The organism is Alteromonas lipotrueiana, assembly GCF_019249245.1.
Taxonomy (GTDB): domain Bacteria; phylum Pseudomonadota; class Gammaproteobacteria; order Enterobacterales; family Alteromonadaceae; genus Alteromonas; species Alteromonas lipotrueiana.
Genome location: NZ_JAESDK010000002.1, coordinates 206,320 through 229,505, shown reverse-complemented (window position 1 = coordinate 229,505; position 23,186 = coordinate 206,320). Strand labels below are relative to the sequence as shown.

Here is a 23,186-nt window from a genome sequence, read left to right as displayed (position 1 = left end):
TACTCCACTGAAAACTATTGTTCAGGGTGATTTTCTTGATGCTTAAGATCTTCTTTAGTCGTTTGTTTTAGTTTTATCTGCTGATTATGGTCAGCAATTAACGCATTAATTTTACGTTTCTTTTCTACCATACCGGCCATATCGTTGCGTGGTAACGAACGAGTTTGCTCTAAGCTCACCGGCGCTAAACCACCAGGGGTTCCAATTAAAGGTACGGCTGACCCGGAAGGGGTATTTACCGGCGCAGGCTGATTCATTTGCTGAACGCCTAAAATTACCGCCAAAGCCACTGAAGCGGCTACCGCCAGCTGGCCAGTATGCTTCGCAAACGGGGTAACCTTACCCGAGCCAGACCAACGCTTCCACATAGACTGCTTTGGCGCGATAACTACCGGTTCATCGGCTAATGCTGCGGCCACCTGAGCAGTAATATCAAACGTCGGCGCCACTGTGGCCTCTTTACGCAGGCCACTGCGGATAACATGGTAGCGGTGCCATTTTGCCTGAAGTTCTGCATCTTGCTTAATTTCTGACAAGATTTCACTACTATCAAGCTCGCCATCCATAAAGGCTGACAATTTTTCTTGCTGTTGCGTCATATAAACATCCTGATCAGTTCTGATCGCACTACACCCTATAACATCTGTTTAGTGCGACGCATTACAGAAAAGTTCAATTTTCTAACAAAGGCTGCAAAACTTTATCAATTGCTTCCCTTGCCCGAAAAATACGAGAGCGTACCGTACCAACCGGACACTCCATTACATTCGCTATTTCTTCGTAGCTCATTCCTTCAATTTCGCGAAGGGTTATGGCCATACGTAAATCTTCAGGCAGTTTCTCAACAGCCCGAAATAAGGTGGATTCAATTTCATCTGACAATAAAGTACGTTCAGGCGTCGAATGCTCTCTGAGCGCATCGCTTCCTTCGTAATAATCTGCATCTTCAGCGTCAACGTCGCTTGCAGGCGGCTTTCGGCCCTGCGAAACTAAATAATTCTTCGCACTGTTTACCGCAATGCGGTAAAGCCAGGTATAAAACGCGCTGTCTCCACGAAAATTAGGTAAGGCCCTATATGCTTTTATAAACGCATCCTGGGTCACATCGGCCACATCTCCGGTGTTTTTGACATAGCGAGATACCAAATGCATAACTTTATGCTGATACCGTGTTACTAGCAGATTAAACGCGTTTTTGTCACCGCTTTGTACTTTTTCAACAAGTTGTTGATCGGTTATCTGCTCGCTCATTCGAGCCATTACTCCTATACTTCTACTACTTAATAGCTCTCTTAAGCATCAAAGTAGACTGACACAAACTCATAAAGTTCGTATTATAATTAATAAATATCGTAAATTCCGCGCCCCATTACACATAAGGCCATTGAGTTTTGCAGCTTATCCATTAGACTTGCCAAACCTTAGCTTAATGATTACCCGCTAAAATACATGAATTCAGCGTCCTCTTCACTATCTTCTGCTTCACCCCACTCTATCGAACACCGATGTGATGTTCTTATAATCGGTAGCGGTGCGGCAGGTCTCAGCCTGGCACTGAAACTTGCTGATCATTGTAAAGTTATTGTGCTTAGCAAAAGCGATCGTAACGAAGGTTCTACTCGCTATGCACAGGGCGGAATCGCAGCCGTATTTGACGAAACAGACTCTATTGAAGCACATGTTCAGGACACCTTACAGGCCGGAGCCGGATTGTGCGACGAAAACGCAGTTCGTTACACTGCCCAGCGGGCAAAAGAAGCACTAACCTGGCTCATAGGCTATGGTGTGCCGTTTGATAAAGAGCAAAACGAACAGGGTGAAGAGCGTTATCATCTTACCCGCGAAGGCGGGCATAGCCACCGCCGTATATTACATGCCGCCGATGCCACCGGCGAAGCGTTACAAATCACTTTGAACGATGCAGTAGCGAAACACCCCAACATTCATTTTTTTGAACGTTACAATGCTATTGACCTGATTCAGTCAAAACAGCATCCGGGTAGCTGCTCAGGGGTCTATGTATGGAGCCGGAAACGCGAGCATGTTGAAGTTATCCGCTCAGGCTTTATTGCCCTGGCCACGGGGGGTGGCAGTAAGGTGTATCAGTATACCTCCAACCCTGATGTATCCAGCGGAGACGGTATTGCGATGGCATGGCGTGCCGGCTGTCGGGTAGCCAATATGGAATTCAATCAGTTTCATCCCACGTGTTTGTATCATCCAGACGCACGAAACTTTTTGATCTCTGAAGCGCTTCGGGGCGAAGGGGCTCAGCTTTGTCATGCTGATGGCACCCGATTTATGCACAATTTTGATAAACGGGGCGATTTAGCGCCAAGGGATATTGTCGCCAGAGCAATTGATTACGAAATGAAGCGCCTGGGCGCTGATTGTATGTATTTGGATATCAGTCATAAGCCGGCCGAATTTATCGAAAAGCATTTTCCGAATATACAAAAACGTTGCCTGGATTTAGGTATTGATATCACCCGCCAGCCAATACCAGTGGTACCCGCTGCTCATTATAGTTGCGGAGGGGTGATTACCGACACCCACGCCCTTACCGACCTTGATAATGTTTATGCGATAGGAGAAGTGGCGTATACCGGCTTGCATGGTGCCAATCGAATGGCGTCAAACTCACTGCTAGAGTGTGTGGTCTATGCAACCTCGGCAGCGGAACACATTCTGAGTCGCTTGGATACTCCCGTCAGCAATGAAGATATTGCCCCGTGGGACGAAAGCCAGGTTACCAATTCTGATGAAGAGGTAATTATTCAACATAATTGGCACGAACTCCGTCTGTTTATGTGGGATTACGTAGGAATTGTACGCACAAACAAACGCTTAGAGCGCGCTTTGCGACGTATTAATTTATTAGAGCAGGAAATTCAGGAATACTATGCCCATTTTCGGGTGTCAAATAACCTTTTAGAGCTGCGCAATCTGGTCACGGTGGCCGAATTAATTGTTCGGTGCGCTATGCAGCGTAAAGAAAGCCGTGGCTTGCATTTTAACCTTGATTATCCTGACACTTTAGAGAGTTCAGAGCCTTCTACGCTAATGCCGTCAGCCAGTCGCACAAAAAACACACCGGGCGTGCTTGGGCCGTAGCTTCAAACTTGTTACGGTTCACTCCTGCCTATTCAATTCTGCCTATTCAATTCTGCCTATCCAATCTTGCCTATAATATGTGGTGAAGTGAGCGAATTATTGGCTAACCAAAAATCTGTGGTGGATGCTTCATTGCTATAAAAACACCGGGCTGTACCGGGCAATGGCACAGGCTTGATAAATTCACACTTTATATTCGCAGACCCTGAATTGCCGGGGCTATTTACTTCAGGCAGGCTGCTCCATGTATGGGCCAGTGTCCACATACCATGTGCAATGGCCTGTTTAAAACCAAATAGCATTGCACTGCTTCGACTAAGATGGATAGGATTGTAGTCATTAGATACGCGGGCATATTTTCGACCGATATCTTTACGTGCGATTAATGCACTAAGCTCTTGGGCGGTTTCGGGTAATATAAACGGCAGGGGCGAGCGCCGGCGAGCATTGAGATCGACATGCGGTGCTTTTGCCTTTACCAGATATGAACCTACGGCTCGATAAACCGTTTGTTGTCGTTGCTGGGCGGTCACTTCAATATCTATCACCCAACCCTTCGAATGCGCTCGCGCAGCATGATACCGGGCATAAAGGACAAAAGGCGCTTTTGTGTCTACGCGATCATGCTGAATAATCTGGTTGGCTTTATGAATTAATCCCATCACCGGAAACGGGCTATTCACCGTGGTTAAACACTGAAGTTGCAGTGGTAAGCTGAGCATTTGCAGATAACATGGATGCAAAGAGTCAGCAGGCGACCATTTTACTAAATCACAGTATTGGTGATAATGGCCTGCATCAATATCAACCACACGTGAATACTGACAACTGGGTAACGCCGGCGGCTTAAATTGTATAAGCCGTTGTTTGTCGCTACGCCGGGTTAACGCATTAAAAAAAAGATTCAGTGATTTCATAAGCAATTAATGAGTTGGTAATGAAGCTTGTTGAAGATGAAGAATAGCCCGTGACAGTCGCCGATAGTGTTTTTGTGAACATTCGGTACGCCCTACCCAATGGTAATGATCTTGCTGTCCTGAGCAACAGAAGTGTAAATACAACCCTAAAGGCGTGTGACGAGATTGCCGTGACAATAACCACACCGGGGCTTCAGCTAACTCGTCGGCTACGGTAGCCTGTTGCCACCGTGAAACCCCATCAAAGATAACCAGCCGCCGGGTGGGCTGCAAAGCATAGTCTTTAGTTTTATACGTAATCACCGCCAGCAAAACAAGACAAACAAAAACCGCGGGTTTGCCAATATAACTGTAAACTTGTTCGGGCATGCATACCGTTGCTATTGCAGCAGCGCACACTGGCAGTAACCTTTGCCATCGACGAATAGGATGAGAATATAAGCTAAATTTATACTTTAACACGACTTAAAATATGTTGAACCATACCGGCCAGCTCTGTGTCTTCGCATTTTTGATGGCCCATAAACCAGGCGAATAAATCGGGATCGTCACTGGTAAGAAGTCGTTCAAAAGTTTCCTGCTGTTCAAAACTCATTTCATTAAAGCCAGTTTCAACAAAAGGCAAAAACAGGACATCAAGTTCTAGCATGCCTCTACGACACGCCCACTTAAGACGTGCATATCTTTTGGGTGAAAACATAAACCATATAACCTGTCATTAAAGTAGGCGTATCATACCACGTTGAAACAAAGCGAATCACTGCCCTTTTTGCCGTTTTTCAATCTCTTTCCCTTGCTTCTGTTTGGTTCATCCCAACACTATTGCTATCGATGTATATAAAGGTACGTGTTGTTTATGAATTTGCCAGCCAGACTCAGTGAACTTTCTGAAGATTTTATTATTCCGCTTTCCCATTATGGCCTTTTAACGGTGGGTGGTGAAGACAGAATTAAATATTTGCAGGGTCAGCTTACGATAGATATAAACGCGTTAAGTGAAACTCAGGCAAGACATTCTGCTCATTGTGATTTTAAAGGAAAAACCTGGTCTTTGCAGATTGTTACCCGTTTTCAAGACGAGATTTTGTTAAGTATTGAAAAAAGTGCACTGGCAATGACTCACGCACAGTTGAATAAATACGGTGTATTTTCTAAAGTAAATATTGAAGATGCCAGCGACCAATATTCTCAGGTCGCGGTGGGCGGGCATAAAGTTTTAAACTGGCTTAAAGAACAAGGCCTCACCCCGCCTGAGTCTTCTATGCAGGCACAAAGCTTTGACCATGGTGTGGTAATCAAACTGGATTATGCACAAGAGGTGTTTTTAGTGATCGCTGAGCAGAGTTTTTGTCAGCAATTGGTTGAATTTTCAAATACCACCCCTATAACGCAGTACAGCCATGAAGTTTTTGAAGCTTTATCTGTGCAAAATGCGGTGCCTCATGTTACCGCTGATCACAGCAATGAGTATGTTCCTCAAATGATGAATGTTCAGGCTTTAGCAGGTATCGATTTTAGCAAAGGCTGCTATATGGGTCAGGAAGTCGTGGCTCGTACCCGGTATCTGGGTCGCAACAAGCGCGCTGCGTTTGCGTTTAAAACACAGACAGCCTTAACGGTAAGTACCGATGCGGTTATTGAAAAGCAGCTCGGCGAAAACTGGCGGCGCGGCGGCGCGGTTATCCGGCATGCTGTACTGGGTAATGAAACCTGGTTGTTGGCAGTGATCAATAACGATACGACTTCTGATGATGTTTTCAGACTGGCTAAAACAGAGCAGCCTACATTTTCAATAGAGCCTTTACCTTACTCAATTGAAGATAGCAAAAAGTAACGAGCGTCTTTGCAATAGTTTATTGTGAAGATGCAAAATTCACGGCAGTAAGACTGCCATGCAAAACTCAGGATTTTTTATGACAATCACATCAGACAGTGTCGTCACCCTTCACTATACCGTATCTGCACAAGATGGCACTCAGCTTGATTCTTCTGTAGATAAAGAGCCCCTGACGGTATTGTTAGGTAAGCGCTTTTTAATAGAAGGGCTTGAGGACGCACTAGAAGGCAAAGAAAAAGGCGAACAGTTTTCTGTATCAGTAGAACCCGATAAAGCCTATGGCCAGCGCGCTGATGAACTGGTTCAACAGGTACCCCGCAATATGTTTGAGGGTATGGATGTCGAAGTTGGTATGTCTTTTCGTGCCACTACCGACCAGGGTGAACAATCGGTAATGGTCATCGATACCTCAGAAGAGCATGTGGTTATCGATGGTAACCATCCTTTAGCAGGTGTGCCATTGTCTTTTGACGTTGAAGTGGTAGATGTTCGCGAACCTACTGCCGAAGAACTTGAGCATGGCCATGCCCATGGTCCGGGTTCAGGTAACGACCACTAAGTTTAGCGGTCAACACAATACCTTTGTAACGCTATTTAAAAAGGGGCCAATATTATGGCCCCTTTTTTAATACCTGTGATGCGTTGATTTTACCTACAGGGCTTCTTCGTTAGTCTCGCCGGTTCGAATACGCAACGCGCTTTCAACATTGTAGACAAATATCTTTCCATCTCCGATTTTGCCGGTGTTCGCGGCTTCCTGAATGGCTTCAACAGCTTGCTCTACCAGTTCACTGCCTATAATAATTTCCAGCTTAATCTTAGGTAAAAAATCGACCTGATATTCAGCGCCTCGGTACAGTTCAGTATGTCCTTTTTGACGCCCAAATCCTTTTACTTCGGTAACGGTCATACCAGAAATTCCGACATCGGCGAGGGCCTCGCGCACGTCGTCCATTTTGAAGGGTTTGATTATTGCTTCGATCTTCTTCATGTCACCATTACTCTTTATCGTAGATAGTCGGTATTGAAACGCGTTTGTGCTGCGTTCGGGTGTAAATAGCCAGTAGCTTTTCATCTACCTCGGCATCGGTGTTTTTTCCTTCCAAAAAATCATCGATTTGATCGTAGGTCAGACCTAACGCTTCTTCATCGGCTTTTTGAGGGGTTAATGACTCTAAGTCGGCTGTGGGCGCTTTGTTAATAACCTCAGCCGGAGCGCCAAGATACGTCGCTAGCTGGCGAACCTGACGTTTATTAAGCCCGAACAACGGCGCCAGATCACAGGCCCCATCGCCATATTTGGTATAAAAACCGGTGATATTTTCGGCTGAATGATCGCTACCCAGAACTAAGCCATCCAGCATGCCGGCAATTTCATACTGCACAATCATTCGAGCCCGCGCTTTAACGTTGCCTTTCACAAAATCTTGTTTGGCTGGGTCCTCTGGCAATAGGTCTGCCTGACTAAGCGCCGCAGCGGTAGTTTCGTGTAAACCGTCTGTACCTGGCTGAATATTCACGCTGAGGCTTTTGCTGGGTTGAATGAATTCAATCGATTTTACTGCATCGTGTTCATCGGCCTGCGTGTTGTAAGGCAACCGCACCGCTACAAATTGATACGACTTATCCGGGTATTGTTGGTTAAGTTCGTTAACAGCTAATTGGGCAAGGCGACCTAAGGTACACGAGTCGATACCACCTGAAATTCCGAGCACCACTGCAGTCAATCCTGAAGATGTCAGCTGATGCTTAATGAACTCAACCCGACGTGAAACTTCATGCTCACAATCTATCTCACCAAGCACCTTCATTTCATCAATAATGGCTTGTTTTTGCATGTTGTCTTCCACGTAGTCTAATGATTTATCGCCCGATAAGTTTACTGTACCAAGAAAAAACTGTCAGTAGTTGTTACGGTCTTTTAAAAGCTCTTTAGCCAATACGGCTGGGTTCGCCGCAAGATTACTTTTGTAAAGAAGTCTTTGGGGTATTAATTCTCACAGAGGGGCTAATAAAAGTATACCCAACTTTTCTTTAATTTGGTTAGGCTGTAACCACGGTAATCTAACAACGCTGCTTTTATGTTAAAACAACGCGGTCTAACCTTAGTCGAGCTTATGATAACAGTTGCTATTGTAGCGATTCTTATGACTGTAGGCGCACCGGGCATTTCATCTATGTTACAGCAAAATCAGGTTATCGCCGATATTAATAATATTAGCTCAGTGGCCCGGGCGGCTCGCTTTACCGCTGTAGATGAAGGCACCGAGGTGATTTTATGTCCGACCAAAGACTACAAAAAATGTAAAAACAACTGGAAAGAAGCCAAAATGGCTTTTATTGACGAAAATGGCAATGGCGAACTGGATGAGAACGATATTCTGATTGCCGCCACCGAACCATTGTCCGACTCTAACAAAGTTAAGGGTATTTCCGGTTCTTTAGTTTTCGGGCCTGACGGGTCGGTGAGTAAGCAAGCAACCATTGAAATCTGTCCTTCATCAAAAGACAATAAGTCAGCCTCAGCGTTGCTTATTTCGCTTTATGGGCGTCTTGCTGTTGCTACTGACAGCGACAATAATGGCATTAAAGAAGACGCTGACGGAGCCGATCTGAGCTGTTAACACCAACCAGAAACAAGCCCTACCAGCACGCGGCCGGTTTTTTCTCAAGAGCTTGATTCAGGCTTATCTCTTTGCACTTACTTCGCGGTGTTGTACTACGTGCAATTAGCTGATAGTGGTTGTTGTCGGCCACCACCACATCAAAAGAAAAGAATTCAGAGCCTGAAATTCTAAGCTGTGCTGCGTTTGCATAAGAGTCATGCTTAAGATAATAAAGTTCTTGTGACGAATGCAGAGTAAGTAACTTCACTCTGGCTTGTTGCAGCTGACTTTGTTCAATAATATGACGATAGCCCGGCATTGCTACGGCCGCCAGAATGGCGCTTATAACTAACGCTATCATTAACTCTACCAAAGTAAATCCGTTACTATTTCCCATGACGCGCTAATCCTTACCTTCTGTACAGCTTTTTAAGCTGGCGTTTTTTTATACTATAGGTATTCAGATTATCGCTTATAGGTGAACAAAACACTGTGCAGAAGATCAGAACTTTACCAGTAAACGGATTTAGTCTTTTTGAACTACTGATTACCCTTACAATAGTGACCATAGTAGCGCAGCTGGTGTTGCCGCCACTTACCTTGTGGCAGCAGGAAAATGCGATACGCCATCAGGCCCAAAGACTGGTTCTGTTTTTAAAACACGCCCAACAACTGGCTATCAGCAGCAATAAAAGCGTGTATGTGCCTACCTATATTGAAGTAAACAACCGTTGTGCCCTGATAAGCTATCGGCCCGATTGTCAGTGTGCGAACCAACATGGATGCGTGGTGTTGAGCGGTAACAAAACCCAACTTTTCAAGCCCGGACCTATGCTGATAAGCACTACGTATACGCACAACAAACCGGCGGCATTCCAGGCATTAACCGGGCTTAGTTTTGGTCATGCCGGTTCATTCGTATTGAAAAACGGGGCGTTCCAGATAAAGGTGGTGCTGAATAATCTGGGCCGCATAAGATTATGCTCATTACAACAGCCCGTGGTGGCAATAAAATCATGTTAAAGGCTTCTGGGTATACTCTGATTAGTCTTATGATAGGTTTGGCCGTCGCTTCAGCTTTATTAAGCGCAGCATTGCTTTGGGCAAGAACCTCCCTCACCACCCACCAGCTGGTACTAAAAACAACCGCAATGGAAGATGAACTTAGCCGGCTTATACAACTTATGCGCTCGCAAATTCGCCGCGCCGGTTACGACGGATTAACCGCTACACGCCTGCTTAGTCAAAAGCCCCGTTCAGATAGCCCTTTTTATCCGGCCTTTACCATCAATGCTCACCCCGAAGAAATGACCGATAGTTGTATTTTGTTTCATTACGACAAAAATCATAACGGAGTAAAAAACGCGCAGCACCCTTCAGAGCAGATGGGCTTTCGGTTACGCCAGCAGGCTATTGAGTATCGTATGAGCAATCGTTTGTGCCATAGTTCTGGTTGGCACGACCTTACCTCTGTCACCGTTTTGGTGATCACTCATTTGGAATTTAAATTTATACCTATGCCTGACCAAAGTAATGGGGCGTTTGTGTTGATTACCCTGCGCGCGGCTTTAAAACACAGCCCTGATATTCAGCGAACCCTTACCACTACAGTCACGGTAAGGAATTTCTAAAGATGCAGCATAGCGCCGGTTTTACCGTAATTGTTCCGTTATTTATGATATTGCTTATGGTCACAGGTGCAGCGATGCTAATGGTTGATACCGTGACCCAGCAATCCCGTTTCAGTACACAGATAAAAGAACAACAAAAAGCAGTGGATGACACAGCTCATGAGTTAACAATGGCAATCCACGGTAGTCATATTGCACTACGTCAACCTACGCTGCCTGACTTTCATAGTTCACGAATTCAGCTAGTTAACCAGCAATCTGCTTTAATAAACCAGGTGCCGGTTGGCGTGTTCCAACTTAAGGTCGCTTCTGACAACAAATGGAACCTCAGTGCGCAGCAGCAGCTTATCCGCTACCCACTATTGCAGGCTGTTCCCCAGGCTGCAATTATGCTGAGCTACACTTTGCCGCGCCCCACTCGGCTAAATGTTCACCTTACTCAGTCTATTGGTCAGCCTTTAGCGGCAACATTGTGGAGTCGTGAAACGGTGACATTAGCTCCGGGGCGACAACGTTGTATTTCTTTGCTGGTGGGAAACACAACAATTTGCGAATCTATGCTGCTAAACTTGCCGTCCTTGTCAGGTGTCTATGCTGACGACTCTGGCTATCCAGCGCATATACTACCCTCTTTGTTTGGTCCGGAAATCAACTCGTTGTCGCATCTGAGCGATTTTGCCCAACCGGCTGAAAACTGCCAATCCTTGTCTTCGGCTTCAACAGGGCTGTTTGTCGTATCGGGAAACTGTGTTCTTTCGGTGGGTCAAAAAATTGGTAGTGAGACACAACCTGTACTGCTCATTTTAACTGGCGAAATGCTGAACTTCGCGCCCCATAGCCAGATATACGGGTTGGTGTTAGCGGTACATTCCACATCGACCTCTGCAATACAAATAACCGGAGATTCAGAATCAGCCACCGTTGCGGGCGCTTTAATTGTCGACCGTGATCTTGATCCGTCTTCACAGCTGACCGTGCATTACCGCAAAGATATCTTACTGGTTTTACAAAAAAGTATTGAGCTTCAACGTGTACAGCCGCTAAAGGGCAGTTGGAGAGATTTTTGAGCCGTAACAAAAGGTATAAACAATGAGCTTATCGGAATGTCTCATAGCAGGGTTCATATTAACTATGTCAGCAACTGCAATAGCCCGGCTTCAACTTCAATGGCAGCAGCAACTCACTTATTTAAAGCAGTCTCACGAAATTCGTTGCCAGCATCATAAAACAATATGGTCAATCTACACCACGGCGCTGGCTCTAAGCGACCCTCATTATGAAAATATATTAGCAACCGTTAACCACGAAACATGGCTGGATGACGCACTGGTGGCTTCGAATAATAGCGTATCCAGAGTGCGTACCCAGTTGGACCATTCAGCGTTCAGTGTTGAGACACAGCGGCTGACCAGCAAGTCTACATCAGCGGCTGATAGCGACGCGACTTACATTACTTTATTGTCTGTAATTCCCGATGAAATTGGTGAGGTACAGCACAAAACCGTTTATTTAATTACGCGCTCGTCACCGGCGCCCTACCCTGAAAAGTTAAGCTTTAAGCCACTTCAGCCCGGTTTGTAACTTATCATCAGCACGACCAACACCACTCGCCTTTATCTACTTCGCCGTTATCATTTTGGTCCCAGCCTTTGCGGCCATCACTATAGTAATAAAGGTTACCGTCTGAGGCTTGTGTAGAGCCGGAGACCGGCGTAGCCTTTAAAACAAAGCTTTGGCCATCGGCTTCATCAATAACTAAATCGTAGCGTTTGTTCTGAGAACCTTCGGCAGCGGGCGAGAAACTGGCGAATACGGCAGGCGCACCTGTATCGGCTCCTTCGCTGGCAGCCCCCTCATACGTAAACCCGCCGCTATGATGACGCTCCATACTGGCGGCGAAGGCCATTAAGTCAGCCTGAGCCGTGCCCCGATGACTGCTTACTAATACATTTTGATACGCCGGATACCCTATTGCGGCTATAATTCCGACTATGGCCACCGTGATCATTAATTCTATGAGGGTGAACCCCCGAGACTTAGAGCCCCTTGCTATTGATTGAATTCTCATATTATTCTCGTTCAAATTCGGACTGCCAGCTTTCGTGCATGACACGCTCAAAGCGACCATAAATATTTTGCATTAAACAGGTGAAAGTAGACGAACACGCTTTTTCAGAGCCATCTTCGTTGGTCTCTATGACCGCAGAGGCGCACTCGGTACCCAAACAAACCACGGGGGTCGTAATCTCTTCTATAAGCACTTTGGTTTCAGGTGCGATACCACTTTGACTTAAATCGGTATAGCGGTCGGAGTGGTCCAGCTCTTCGTTTTGGTTCAAATCGTCTACAGCATTCCCATTAACCAGATTAACAAGATAAGCGCGACTGCTTCCTGTAGGGGGGGCACATGCACTTTGCGAGCTGGCGGCAGGAATATAGCTGGTAAATAATACTTTGTAGTCAATGATAAGTGGAGAAGCGAGTATTTTTTCGCCTGCAGTGGTCATCTCAAGATACCACCCCGACTTACCGGCGAATGCACTGGCCGCCAGGTCGCGGGTAGCACTGTCACTGCTGGCTAAGGCATGCGAAGTAGCATTAAATAAATCAGCTTGTGTCGTATTTTTAGAAAATGTGTACAGACCATTTTCGTCGGTAATAAACACGCCTTTGTCTTTAAGCATATAAAAACGGTCATCGACTTCGACATTCAAAGGCGCTGCACGCCAGCCACTGCCAATTGCTACCGCATAATAAATCTCATCGTCTAAGGCAATTTCAGAAATATCAGGTCCATAATAGAAATGACGATTGTTTGCGCTGCCTGTACCGCCGAAGTCTGCAAGCCTGCCTCCTTTAACCAAATCGGTTCCCGATTTTCCATTGTATATATCCAGCCTGAAGATCTGCCCCCCCATATCGGCTACATACATATGATCGGCCAGTCCGTCGCGATCGCGATCTATCACTGAAATACGTCCGGGTATACTGTATTGCATTTCACTAATGTTTAAATCGGCCCCCGTATTACTGGCGCTCCATAGCAATGTGCCGGTGTCTGCATCAAAAATAAACACCCCATTACCCACCGAATCCGGGCTGCGTTCGGCTCTGTCATCCTGTTGTTCATCGTAACCACCGCCCACAATCATTACGTTCTTAACAGTATCGCCAATTTTCATTTTGGTGATGGTAGGTCGAGACCAGGTTTGACCGAGTTTTTCTAAACCGGTTTCGCCGCCTTTTATACTGTAGACCAGCTTAGGTGACGTTTTGCTGGTAACGTCAAAGACATAATAGTTTCTTCCGCCCCGGCGCATGCCCACATACAAATACTGTTTATTATCTACCTTGCGATAAACAATATCGCCATCAAGCCCATAAATATGATTAAGGGTTGAATTATCTTCATAAAAAACATGCAGGTTTTGCAACAAGTCTTTGGGTATTATCGCAAAGTTTTCTTCCCCGGACTCGGCGTCAAACGAATGCAAAAAGCCCTGATTTGTGGCCACAAATATGGCCGAGTCAGTAGGTGAGTAATTCACTATCACCGGCTGCGAATGAATAGGGTCTCCCATTTGCAACCGCACGTCATCAATATCTCCATCGCCATCGGCATCTTTGATATCTACACCCCTGGACCACTTTAAAACCGTGTCGCGTAGAAGTAAGCGGTCAGACCGGCCGCCCAGACCCATATCGTCAATCGTAATATTACTGTTCATTTCGTGTAGCCAGTTACCGGCTTTTTTTATTGTGCCATTACCTTCAAAAAAGAACATATTCCGGCTTGAGTCAAATAGACTAATGGCTCCCCCTTTATTAACATCGTTACCGTCGTTAAGCACAGACCAAAAGCTATGTGAGGATTCGGTAAAGTAGCCGGTAACACTGTCTACTGCGTTAATACCGTCCTTATCGACAATAGTGTTGCCGTCTAATCTGTACTTTTTAAGGTTACCGGGCCACAAAGCCCCTTCAGCCGGTTTAAATAGCGCAAAATAAAGTTCGTCGCGGTGAGTAAGACGATTAAGCTGATTTACCGCAACGCCGGGGGATACAAAGGTTGCATTAACATCTTTTACCGAACGTAAGATTGAATCAAAAGCCTCTAATAGCTCGGTGCTGTCGTCTGCTTTGTAAAACCCCCCGCCCCCTTGCAACGCCAATTTGTTCAAAAAATTATTGGCGGTGGCATTTGCTGCAAAACCAATAGTATGGGTCATGATACGGCGATCTATTTTTGACGTGTCTTTGTCACGAACATTGCGAACTAAATCTAAACCGCAGGCTTCCCCGCCACTGCCTGAACAAGTAGCTCCTAGCAAACTTTGTATTTTATCCACGCTATGATTGAAATTAGCCTCACCATCAGACAGCAATACAATGTGATTGTTGGTCTGACACTGTAAATCGGAGATGGGCGAATCGTATACCGCACCAGCCGGGATGTACTCGGTAACACAATCGCCAGCGCTAAGATTGGCATCGGTACAGGCTACAGAGCGGACCGGGTCACTGCCAATATATGAACTTCTGTGACTAACCCGGGTACTTCGGCGAATACTGCTGTGAGTGTCATTTCGACCCCGGCTTCTGCCATAATCTACTGCCCGGCCGCCGTAATAATTAACGGCTTCATATAAGGTATCCACTATAGGAGTATAGCCATTGGCCGACAGCTCGTTGACTTTGCTTATCAGATGTTCTCTGACCGTGGCCACCTGACCTGGTTGGGCATCCCCTTTGTATTTTATGTAAAGCCGTGGGGCATAACCTGCATGGCCTTTGTACGAAAATACGCCTTTATCATTACCTTGAAAGTCATCCAGAACAAAGCCCATGTTATTTCCGGATTGCCAATCGCTTCGCCCTACTATTGCTTTAACAATGTCCCGAATATTAGGGCTGATGAATCCCTGATAGTTACTTGTGCCAGGCATTCTCCAGCTTATACCTGCTGTTTTACTGTAATTTCGAAGCTGTCTTTTTTTACCATCATCAAATGGACTTACATCGGCCACATTAATACCGCGAACCCGGGCATAGGATTCTGAATTAAAATTACCATTTGAATAAAGAATAAGGTATGCCGCTTCAATTTCTGAACCTGGGGCGACTTTTACATCGGTAAAGCGCAAACCGATAGAGTCATTCTGATCTTCAGCAATATCTAGACGACTTCCGGTATTGCCTTTACCCGAAGAGCTTTCTTCGCGGTTGTTGCTTTGATCATTTATTTGAAAAAAGCTTTCACCTGACATACAACCCGATGCGGTTGACTGATCGTAGGTAACCACCAACTGCGCGCCTTTGTCTGTACCTGCATCGTAGGCATGAACTTTTCGGGCGCTGGCAGAATCTGAGCTATCAGCATCAAACAAGATATTCATAGCCTGGCCACCACACCATGCATTACTGTCGACAACCTCTTGAACCACACTGGAAATATCCGGCGTCACCAGCGTTTCGTCGTTCACCGGAAACCCGTTATCTTGCCAGTCAACAAAGTTGCTGGTTACATTACGGTTCGATATATTTCTATACGACTGACTAAAAGTTTGTGCATCGCCAGTGTCTTCGGCCATTATTTTTATGTCAGTCGAAGCCACATTTAACTGGGCTGAGGTAAAGCGAATGTAGGCATTTTCAATCACCGCGCCCTGAGGAATTTTCAGATTGGAAAACCTGACTCCCGAAATGACACGTTGCGTACCATTACTTAAATCCAAAGTATCACGGTATATGCGGGGATAGTTCCCGGCCTGAGAACCGTCGTCGGTATCGGTGTTTACTGACGTTACAATTTCAGGGTAAACCGTACCGTCTATATCTCGCACCGGATACAAAACGGGTCCGCCATAATCAGAAAAACGCATTAAGCCAGCATTAATATCGGTCGCCGAGCTAAGCGCTTCTGACAACGCTTCTTTTACCCGCAACATTCGCGACTTTTCAGTATCATCCTGATTCTGCATGCTCCCCGATGTATCCATAATGAACATAACATTGGGTTTATAAGTCGTCGCAGAGTCTGCTGTGCCTAGATAAATATCCAAATCATCGCCTATTGCTGCGGCGCCGATACCTAACCACAATGTAGAAAATAATGTAAATCTTGCCAGCGTTTTCATGCTTTCTCCTGAATTAATTCGTTGCAGGTGCGAGCACCGCCGCAGAGACACTGTTAGCTACAATGGTTGAGCGTCCATCTAACTGACCACAACCGCGTACTACAAATACATGGCAGTTAATATTACTGCCGCCGATGACGTTACTTGAGCCACGACAAGCCTGTTCACGAACAAATGCCGTACGCGACCAGCTACGGCTTTTAACTTCTTTTTGATAGTCGCCTACCGCAGTATGTATAGAGTTGATAGTCAGACCGGCATCTGTCATTTGTCGGTTGGTCCATTTTTCATCCTCTTTACAGCTAAGCTTTTCGATATCCGGATTGTATTGAGCGCCCTGGCGTGCTTCAGATAAGGGGTCAAGTAGTGCAGAGTTTGTCAGCAAAATCTCGTCTTCTGACTCAAAGAAGACCCCGGCTAAAGCGGCTTCGGCCGCATCAAATGCCAACCCTGACTGTTGCATTGAAGACGCCATTTTGTTTTGGTTCAGGCTGCTGGAAACGGCGCTGACTCCCAATATGGTTAATGACAATAGCACCAGTAATGCTAATACCAGTACAACGCCCTGTTGACGTTTCATTTGGCGCTCCTTACAAAGTTTTTCATATTTCTCAAGGTCAGGGTTTGGCTAAACACCTGATAGTAATAGTTAGCGTCGGTTTTTTGCTTGGCTTCATTGAGTACCGCGATATCCGTGGACGGTATCCCACCAGTGAGACCTTTATCGCCTCGTAACAACACACCTATGCGCAGGGCCACCACCTGCTGCGTGTTCGCCCGCGCAAGTGCAAGCTCGTCAGCCGTAACATATCTGACCACCTGGCCCTGAGAAATATCACGCTGATTGGTAATACCGTATTGCACCTGGAAGCTTTGAACATTGTCCATCAATACCTGCTGAGTATCATTCACCGAACCGGCATCTACACCACGCAGAACCCGGCCATCGTAGCCTGTGCAAATTAGCTGAGAGCCTACAACCTCGTAGACATTGACGACATGAAACTCTTCATCGGCGGGATGGCTGTGGCTGGCCCCGGTGCAATCGGCTTCTGCCAGTAAGTTAACCACCAGTTTGTCGTTGTCAGTGCTTTGCAGGCTGCCCAACGCGGGTTTAGCACTAAAATCACCGGGTAAACCAATGGGTCTGTTTTGAATAAATGCTGACTCAACTAATGTATCGACACTGGTGTCTATACGTGCACCTATCTGGTCATAACGTCCGGTTTCGTGTAACTCGCGGGTTAAACGGGTCATAATGAAGCGCCCCGACTCCTGCACCTGGCTAATCGCCTGGTTAAGGCTATTGGTAACCCGGCTACTGACCATAACCTGAATCACACCTGCGGTAATCACCAGCCCTAACACCAGCGATATCATGAGCTCTACCAGTGAAAAACCCTGCTGCCGTTTCATAATGTGATGTCCTTGAACACACATTCGTTAGTATTACTATCAAGAGGATTGCAACGGGCAATCAGGTTGTAACTGCGGTTGGCCGATACCGCTACCGGCCAGGTGAGTGTTATTTGAATTCGTGAACCCGCACTACAAGCATCAGTGTCGGCGCTATTGCTGTCCTGACAACCTAAACTTATACGGGTACTGGGGTTGGTCTGAACGGCTGCACAAGACAACGCCCAGCCTTCATAGCGCGCCATTTGTGACTCAGAGCATTGGGCTCCTTCGCAGTCGGGGATGCTGGCGGGACGTTCTAAACAATGACACAGGTAAGGGTCTGAACCCTCACAGGAAAGACCGTTGAAGTTGTACGTTGTATTTTTAAAATAGTCGTTATGGGCAACCATACCATCGCCCGCTATCGCGGGACGCGCTGCAGAGCGCAGACTTTCGGCTACCTGCTCGGCCACAAATTCAGCCTGGGTGCGGCTAATGGCGTCACGATTTTGAAAAGAACCCACAAATTGCAGTGAAGCAACACCCAGCAAACCAATTGCCAGAACAAACAGGGTGACCAAAATTTCGATCATCCCTACGCCTTGCTGATGGTGGGGCGTCTGATTGCCCATACGCTGCATCTACCTGAGTGACTATTAACAATCTTATGCTATATCAGCTTCAATGAATGTTAAGTATCAGTAGATGCGTTAGCGTATCGAATCTAATTCGCGTGGGTTTAACTAACCTCTTTAATCCGCAGCTCTTTTGGTACCGCAAATTCAACGTTTTCTTCTCTTCCCTGACGTTCAGAGGCTTTTTCTGCGCCCCAGGATTTAAGGCGCTCAATCACCCCTTTAACCAGTACTTCGGGCGCCGATGCTCCCGCGGTAACGCCCACGTGTTCGATATTATCCAGCCAACTTTGTTTAATGCAGTCTGCATCGGCAATAAGATAAGCACGGGCCCCTACTTTCTCAGCTAGTTCGCGCAATCTGTTCGAATTTGAGCTGTTTTGCGCCCCGACCACCAGCAACACTTCACAGTCGCTGGCAAGTTCTCGCACTGCATCCTGACGATTTTGCGTTGCATAACAAATGTCGTCTTTACGCGGCCCCTGAATAGCGGGAAAGCGTTCGCGTAGCGCATCAATAACATCGGCAGTGTCATCTACCGATAACGTTGTCTGACTGCAATAGTACAAGGCGTTAGAATCTTTAACGGTTAACTTAGCAACATCAGCGCTCGACTCCACCAGGTATATCCCACCTTCGGGATTACTGTATTGACCCATGGTGCCTTCTACTTCCGGGTGTCCGGCGTGGCCAATTAAAACACATTCGGTTCCGGTTTTGCTGGCCCGGGTGACTTCCATATGTACTTTGGTCACCAACGGACAGGTGGCGTCAAAAACTTTTAATCCCCGGCGATCTGCTTCGGTGCGTACGGCCTTGGAGACCCCATGCGCTGAAAAAATAACAATGCTGTTATCAGGTACTTCGCTAAGTTCATCGACAAATACCGCCCCGTTTTCACGCAACCCGTCTACCACAAATTTGTTGTGCACAACTTCGTGACGCACATAAATGGGAGGCTTGAACATTTCCAGCGCCCGCTCCACTATAGTGATGGCTCGATCTACGCCGGCGCAAAAGCCCCGTGGGTTTGCCAAGTGAATTTGCATACAAAGCTCCTTTAAGCCGACGGCTCGTTAACCTCTAAAATTTCGACATCAAAGATGACTGTTTGTCCGGCCAGTGGATGATTGAAATCTACCGTTACCGAGTCGCCTGCAACACTACGAATAATGCCTGGAATTTCCTGACCATCTGGCTGCCCAAAGCCCATAATCATCCCTTCACTGATCTCCATATCACTGGAAAATCGGTTGCGATCCATATGATGGATGTTATCCGGATTAGAATGGCCAAATGCATCTTCCGGGGCTAGGGTGAACGACTTTTTGTCGCCCTGCTTCAGTCCTAGCAAACAGTCTTCAAAATTTGCTGTTAAGCTGCCATCGCCCATGACCAGCTTGGCGGGCTTTTTGTTAACCCGGGTGCTGTCAGCGGCTGAACCGTCTTCCAGCTTCAAATCAAAATGCATCAACACTTCGCTATGCGAACCAATTACAGCATCAGACATTTCGCCCCCTTCAATTACTGCTTTTACGATGAGGTTGTATTGTCGCCGGCCGATTTTTTTGCGGTCAGCATATCAATAATAAGTAAAACGGCGCCCATAAATATAGCGCTGTCAGCCAGATTAAACGCCGGCCAATGCCATTGGCCGACGTAAAAATCTAAAAAGTCAATGACATAGCCGTGAACCAGACGATCGTATACATTACCCAAGGCGCCTCCCAAGACTAAGGTATAGGCAACCGGGAGCAGCGTTTGTTCACGTGGAGTATTTTTTAGCCACCATAAAATCAAAGCACTGACCAATGCCGCAATGCCGGTGAAAAACCAACGTTGCCAACCGCCGGCGTCGTGCAAAAAGCTAAATGCAGCACCATAGTTGTGAACATAGGTCAGGTTAAAAAACGGCGCAATCTGCACTGACTGATACAAATCCATAGCACCTAGTACTGCATATTTGCTCCATTGGTCTAAAGCAAATACCACTACGCTAACCCACAAAAAACGCAAGCCGCTGGCTTTTACAGAGTTAAGCATACTGACGCGTTTCTCCATCGCCTTCAACATTAGTCACACAACGCTGACAAAGCTCTGGGTGTGAACTGTCCTGACCTACGTCTTCGCGTACATGCCAACAGCGTACGCATTTTTCTCCATCGCTTTTGGTTACTTCAATACGTAATCCGTCGAGCTCTGTTGAGCTGGCGGTGTCGGGCGCATCGGCGATGTTATGTAGCTGAACTTTTGACGTGATCAGTACAAAGCGCAATTCATCATCAAGCTGGCTTAATAAACTGACCAGCGCTTCGTTGGCGTACAAATGTACCTCTGCTTCTAACGAACCTCCTAACTTACCTTCTTTACGGGCTTGCTCCATGGTCTGGTTCGCGGCATCTTTCACCTGCATAATTTGTTGCCAAAAGTCAGTACCAAGTTCGCCATCACCGGTAAACGAAGACAACCCCTCGTACCAGCTTTGCGTGAAAACAAACTCTTCGCGCTCACCGGGCAGCGTTTCCCACAGCTCCTGAGCGGTAAAACTGGTAATGGGAGCCATCCAGCGAACCAATGCTTCAACAATATGATACAGCGCGGTTTGACACGAACGACGGGCGTTGCTGTCTGCTTTGGCGGTGTACTGCCGGTCTTTAATAATATCCAGGTAAAAGCTGCCCAACTCAATTGAGCAAAAATGCATAAGCTTTTGACTGACAAACAGTAAGTCATACTGCTCGTACGCTTTGGTAAGCTCTTGCTGTAACGCATTAGTACGAGCGACAATCCAGCGGTCCAGTGCCACCATGTTTTCAGGCGCAACCACGTCTGTTTTGGGGTCAAAACCGTTCAGGTTGGCCAGCAAAAAGCGTGCAGTGTTACGTAATCGGCGGTACGAGTCTGCAGCACGTTTTAAAATCTCATCCGACACGGCAATTTCGCCGCGATAATCGGTTGAAGCCACCCAAAGCCTTAAAATATCAGCGCCCAGCTTACCCGTTACTTCCTGTGGTGCGACTACGTTACCTACCGACTTCGACATTTTTTTGCCATGAGCATCTACCGTAAAGCCATGTGTCAGCACCTGTTTATAAGGAGCGTGTTCATGCATAGCAGTAGAGGTCATCAACGATGACATAAACCAGCCGCGGTGTTGGTCTGAACCTTCAAGATAAAGATCGGCTTTGGCCGGAATATCATCACGACGGTCAACCACAAAATAATGAGTTACGCCAGAGTCAAACCACACATCCAGCGTATCAGTAACTTTATCATATTGCTGCGCATCATCGCCCAACAGCTCGGCATCGTTTAATGTCCACCAGGCTTCAATACCCTGCGTTTCTACTTTGCCCGCAACCTGCTCAATTAGTTGGTTGCTGTTTGGATGAATATCGCCGGTCGTTTTATGCACATACAGCGGAATAGGAACGCCCCAGGTACGCTGACGTGAAATACACCAGTCTGGACGGCCTTCAACCATTTTCTGAATACGGCTTTCGCCCCACTCAGGAATCCACTGAGTTTGTTTAATCTGTTCTAACGACGCGTCACGTAACCCTTTTTTGTCCATGCTGATAAACCATTGTGGCGTGGCACGGAAAATAATCGGGGTTTTATGACGCCAGCAATGGGGGTAGCTGTGTTCATATTTTACTTCTAAAACCAGATTACCTTTAGCTTTCACTGTTTCGATAATGGCATCGTTAGCTTTAAAGACGAACTGGTTCGCAAACAAGGGGGTATTTTCTAAAAATACGCCATTACTGCCTACCGGATTGTAGACTTCAATCCCGTACTCTTTACCTACATTAAAATCGTCTACACCATGCGCCGGGGCGGTATGTACACAGCCTGTACCCGAGTCAGTCGTAACATGATGACCCATAATCAGTGGCGTTTGCTGCGCCTCAATAAATGGATGAGCAACCGTTGCCTTATCTAAAGCCTGTCCTAAGCAACTGGCTTTTTCTGAGTAAGCCTGAATACCATAGCGCTGCATACAGCTTTCAATTAAGTCGTGCGCCACTACCAGCCATTCGCCGGTTTCAGTGAGCTCTACCAACGAGTAGGTAAACTCAGGATGCAGCGTAATTGCGCGGTTAGCCGGTAATGTCCAGGGTGTGGTTGTCCAGATGACCACGCCGGTATTGTGAGCAGCTAAATCTTCTTCACTTACCCCAAAAGCATTGGCTATCGCCGAAAATTCGGTTACCGGAAATTTTACGTCAATGGCAGGAGAAACTTTATCTTTGTACTCCACTTCTGCTTCAGCCAAAGCTGAACCACAATCTGTACACCAGTGAACCGGCTTGAAACCTTTTTCCAGATGGCCTGAGTCCACTATTTTACCCAAGGCCCGGATAATATCGGCCTCTGAGGTGAAATCCATGGTTTTGTATGGGTTATCCCATTCGCCAAAAATCCCCAAACGAATGAAGTCGGCTTTTTGTCCATCGATTTGTTTATCGGCATAATCACGACATTTTTGTCGAAATTCTGCTGCTGATACTTTTTTACCCGGTTTCCCCACCTTCTTTTCAACCATCAACTCAATAGGAAGACCGTGGCAATCCCAGCCAGGGACATAAGGTGCGTCAAAACCAGACAGAGTTTTTGACTTAACAATAATATCTTTGAGAATTTTATTTACCGCGTGACCAATATGAATATTACCATTGGCGTACGGAGGGCCATCATGCAAAACAAAAGGGGTATTGCCTGATCTGGCTTCACGAATTTTTTTGTAAATGCCTTTTTCATACCAGGTTTTTAGCATTTTTGGTTCGCGCTGCGCCAGATTACCGCGCATTGGAAACGGTGTTTCCGGAAGGTTTAGTGTGGCCTTGTAATCGCTCATAAAATTGTTTTTTCCATCCACCTGAAGTGTACGTGACAACGACGTACCCT

General features: G+C 46.4%; 25 protein-coding genes. 8 read left to right on the top strand and 17 right to left on the bottom strand.

Annotation, left to right across the window (positions count from 1 at the left end; translation table 11 throughout):
- Nucleotides 1–14: 14 nt before the first annotated feature.
- Complete coding sequence (locus JK130_RS02735; RefSeq protein WP_218352674.1) at nucleotides 15–599, bottom strand: sigma-E factor negative regulatory protein; 585 nt, start codon at nucleotides 597–599, stop codon at nucleotides 15–17.
- A 73-nt stretch (nucleotides 600–672) separates the two neighbouring features.
- On the bottom strand, nucleotides 673–1,251 hold the full coding sequence (gene rpoE, locus JK130_RS02730; RefSeq protein ID WP_218352673.1) for an RNA polymerase sigma factor RpoE: 579 nt from the start codon (nucleotides 1,249–1,251) through the stop codon (nucleotides 673–675).
- A 198-nt stretch (nucleotides 1,252–1,449) separates the two neighbouring features.
- Here rpoE and nadB point away from each other — a divergent pair, with 198 nt between their 5' ends.
- Nucleotides 1,450–3,114: an L-aspartate oxidase gene (gene nadB, locus JK130_RS02725; RefSeq protein WP_218352672.1), complete on the top strand. Its 1,665-nt coding sequence runs from the start codon at nucleotides 1,450–1,452 to the stop codon at nucleotides 3,112–3,114.
- Between the two features lie 56 nt (nucleotides 3,115–3,170).
- Here the strand turns inward: nadB and JK130_RS02720 are convergent, their stop codons facing one another.
- The 3 genes from JK130_RS02720 to JK130_RS02710 are packed head-to-tail and all read right to left on the bottom strand — an operon-like array spanning nucleotide 3,171 to nucleotide 4,731.
- Nucleotides 3,171–4,031 carry a MaoC family dehydratase gene (locus JK130_RS02720; protein ID WP_218352671.1) on the bottom strand — a complete coding sequence of 287 codons (861 nt, stop codon included), beginning with the start codon at nucleotides 4,029–4,031 and terminating at the stop codon, nucleotides 3,171–3,173.
- A gap of 6 nt (nucleotides 4,032–4,037) precedes the next feature.
- Nucleotides 4,038–4,493 (bottom strand): protein YgfX, encoded by a 456-nt coding sequence (locus JK130_RS02715; protein ID WP_343210972.1) that lies wholly within the window; start codon nucleotides 4,491–4,493, stop codon nucleotides 4,038–4,040.
- Entirely contained in the window at nucleotides 4,480–4,731 is a 252-nt protein-coding gene (locus JK130_RS02710) for an FAD assembly factor SdhE (protein ID WP_218352669.1), read from the bottom strand. The genes JK130_RS02715 and JK130_RS02710 overlap by 14 nt, the downstream gene beginning before the upstream one ends.
- A 156-nt stretch (nucleotides 4,732–4,887) precedes the next feature.
- On the opposite strand from JK130_RS02710, the gene ygfZ reads away from it, so the two are divergent.
- Nucleotides 4,888–5,865: a tRNA-modifying protein YgfZ gene (gene ygfZ, locus JK130_RS02705; RefSeq protein WP_218352668.1), complete on the top strand. Its 978-nt coding sequence runs from the start codon at nucleotides 4,888–4,890 to the stop codon at nucleotides 5,863–5,865.
- A 79-nt stretch (nucleotides 5,866–5,944) separates the two neighbouring features.
- A complete protein-coding gene (locus JK130_RS02700; protein ID WP_218352667.1) occupies nucleotides 5,945–6,427 on the top strand; it encodes an FKBP-type peptidyl-prolyl cis-trans isomerase in 483 nt (160 codons plus the stop codon).
- A 93-nt stretch (nucleotides 6,428–6,520) separates the two neighbouring features.
- On the opposite strand, the gene JK130_RS02695 is transcribed toward JK130_RS02700, so the two are convergent.
- Nucleotides 6,521–6,859 (bottom strand): P-II family nitrogen regulator, encoded by a 339-nt coding sequence (locus tag JK130_RS02695; protein ID WP_218352666.1) that lies wholly within the window; start codon nucleotides 6,857–6,859, stop codon nucleotides 6,521–6,523.
- 7 nt (nucleotides 6,860–6,866) lie between these two features.
- Nucleotides 6,867–7,706 (bottom strand): ammonia-dependent NAD(+) synthetase, encoded by an 840-nt coding sequence (gene nadE / locus JK130_RS02690; RefSeq protein ID WP_218352665.1) that lies wholly within the window; start codon nucleotides 7,704–7,706, stop codon nucleotides 6,867–6,869.
- 243 nt (nucleotides 7,707–7,949) lie between these two features.
- Here nadE and JK130_RS02685 point away from each other — a divergent pair, with 243 nt between their 5' ends.
- A complete protein-coding gene (locus JK130_RS02685; RefSeq protein ID WP_218352664.1) occupies nucleotides 7,950–8,492 on the top strand; it encodes a GspH/FimT family pseudopilin in 543 nt (180 codons plus the stop codon).
- Between the two features lie 19 nt (nucleotides 8,493–8,511).
- On the opposite strand, the gene JK130_RS02680 is transcribed toward JK130_RS02685, so the two are convergent.
- Entirely contained in the window at nucleotides 8,512–8,871 is a 360-nt protein-coding gene (locus tag JK130_RS02680) for a type IV pilin protein (RefSeq protein ID WP_218352663.1), read from the bottom strand.
- 95 nt (nucleotides 8,872–8,966) lie between these two features.
- On the opposite strand from JK130_RS02680, the gene JK130_RS02675 reads away from it, so the two are divergent.
- The 4 genes from JK130_RS02675 (at nucleotide 8,967) to JK130_RS02660 (ending at nucleotide 11,686) form a co-directional block, all read left to right on the top strand.
- Entirely contained in the window at nucleotides 8,967–9,497 is a 531-nt protein-coding gene (locus JK130_RS02675) for a prepilin-type N-terminal cleavage/methylation domain-containing protein (RefSeq protein ID WP_218352662.1), read from the top strand.
- Nucleotides 9,455–10,105, top strand: a complete 651-nt coding sequence (locus tag JK130_RS02670; RefSeq protein ID WP_218352661.1) for a hypothetical protein — start codon at nucleotides 9,455–9,457, stop codon at nucleotides 10,103–10,105. Before JK130_RS02675 ends, JK130_RS02670 begins: the two co-directional genes overlap by 43 nt.
- A 2-nt stretch (nucleotides 10,106–10,107) precedes the next feature.
- Complete coding sequence (locus tag JK130_RS02665; protein WP_218352660.1) at nucleotides 10,108–11,172, top strand: hypothetical protein; 1,065 nt, start codon at nucleotides 10,108–10,110, stop codon at nucleotides 11,170–11,172.
- A gap of 64 nt (nucleotides 11,173–11,236) precedes the next feature.
- A complete protein-coding gene (locus tag JK130_RS02660) occupies nucleotides 11,237–11,686 on the top strand; it encodes a hypothetical protein (protein WP_218352659.1) in 450 nt (149 codons plus the stop codon).
- Nucleotides 11,687–11,693: 7 nt separating this feature from the next.
- Here the strand turns inward: JK130_RS02660 and JK130_RS02655 are convergent, their stop codons facing one another.
- The 9 genes from JK130_RS02655 to ileS all read right to left on the bottom strand — a co-directional run bounded on the left by JK130_RS02655 (nucleotide 11,694) and on the right by ileS (nucleotide 23,136).
- Nucleotides 11,694–12,173: a type IV pilin protein gene (locus JK130_RS02655; protein ID WP_218352658.1), complete on the bottom strand. Its 480-nt coding sequence runs from the start codon at nucleotides 12,171–12,173 to the stop codon at nucleotides 11,694–11,696.
- A gap of 1 nt (nucleotide 12,174) precedes the next feature.
- A complete protein-coding gene (locus tag JK130_RS02650) occupies nucleotides 12,175–16,242 on the bottom strand; it encodes a PilC/PilY family type IV pilus protein (RefSeq protein ID WP_218352657.1) in 4,068 nt (1,355 codons plus the stop codon).
- A 13-nt stretch (nucleotides 16,243–16,255) separates the two neighbouring features.
- Nucleotides 16,256–16,822 carry a PilX N-terminal domain-containing pilus assembly protein gene (locus JK130_RS02645; RefSeq protein ID WP_218352656.1) on the bottom strand — a complete coding sequence of 189 codons (567 nt, stop codon included), beginning with the start codon at nucleotides 16,820–16,822 and terminating at the stop codon, nucleotides 16,256–16,258.
- Nucleotides 16,819–17,658 (bottom strand): PilW family protein, encoded by an 840-nt coding sequence (locus JK130_RS02640; protein ID WP_218352655.1) that lies wholly within the window; start codon nucleotides 17,656–17,658, stop codon nucleotides 16,819–16,821. The genes JK130_RS02645 and JK130_RS02640 overlap by 4 nt, the downstream gene beginning before the upstream one ends.
- On the bottom strand, nucleotides 17,655–18,272 hold the full coding sequence (locus JK130_RS02635; protein WP_246587670.1) for a prepilin-type N-terminal cleavage/methylation domain-containing protein: 618 nt from the start codon (nucleotides 18,270–18,272) through the stop codon (nucleotides 17,655–17,657). Before JK130_RS02635 ends, JK130_RS02640 begins: the two co-directional genes overlap by 4 nt.
- Before the next feature lie 107 nt (nucleotides 18,273–18,379).
- Nucleotides 18,380–19,324 carry a 4-hydroxy-3-methylbut-2-enyl diphosphate reductase gene (gene ispH, locus JK130_RS02630; protein ID WP_218352653.1) on the bottom strand — a complete coding sequence of 315 codons (945 nt, stop codon included), beginning with the start codon at nucleotides 19,322–19,324 and terminating at the stop codon, nucleotides 18,380–18,382.
- An 11-nt stretch (nucleotides 19,325–19,335) separates the two neighbouring features.
- Complete coding sequence (gene fkpB / locus JK130_RS02625) at nucleotides 19,336–19,785, bottom strand: FKBP-type peptidyl-prolyl cis-trans isomerase (RefSeq protein WP_218352652.1); 450 nt, start codon at nucleotides 19,783–19,785, stop codon at nucleotides 19,336–19,338.
- Nucleotides 19,786–19,808: 23 nt separating this feature from the next.
- Entirely contained in the window at nucleotides 19,809–20,318 is a 510-nt protein-coding gene (lspA, locus tag JK130_RS02620; RefSeq protein WP_218352651.1) for a signal peptidase II, read from the bottom strand.
- Nucleotides 20,311–23,136, bottom strand: a complete 2,826-nt coding sequence (gene ileS, locus JK130_RS02615; RefSeq protein ID WP_218352650.1) for an isoleucine--tRNA ligase — start codon at nucleotides 23,134–23,136, stop codon at nucleotides 20,311–20,313. Before ileS ends, lspA begins: the two co-directional genes overlap by 8 nt.
- Between the last annotated feature and the right edge of the window lie 50 nt (nucleotides 23,137–23,186).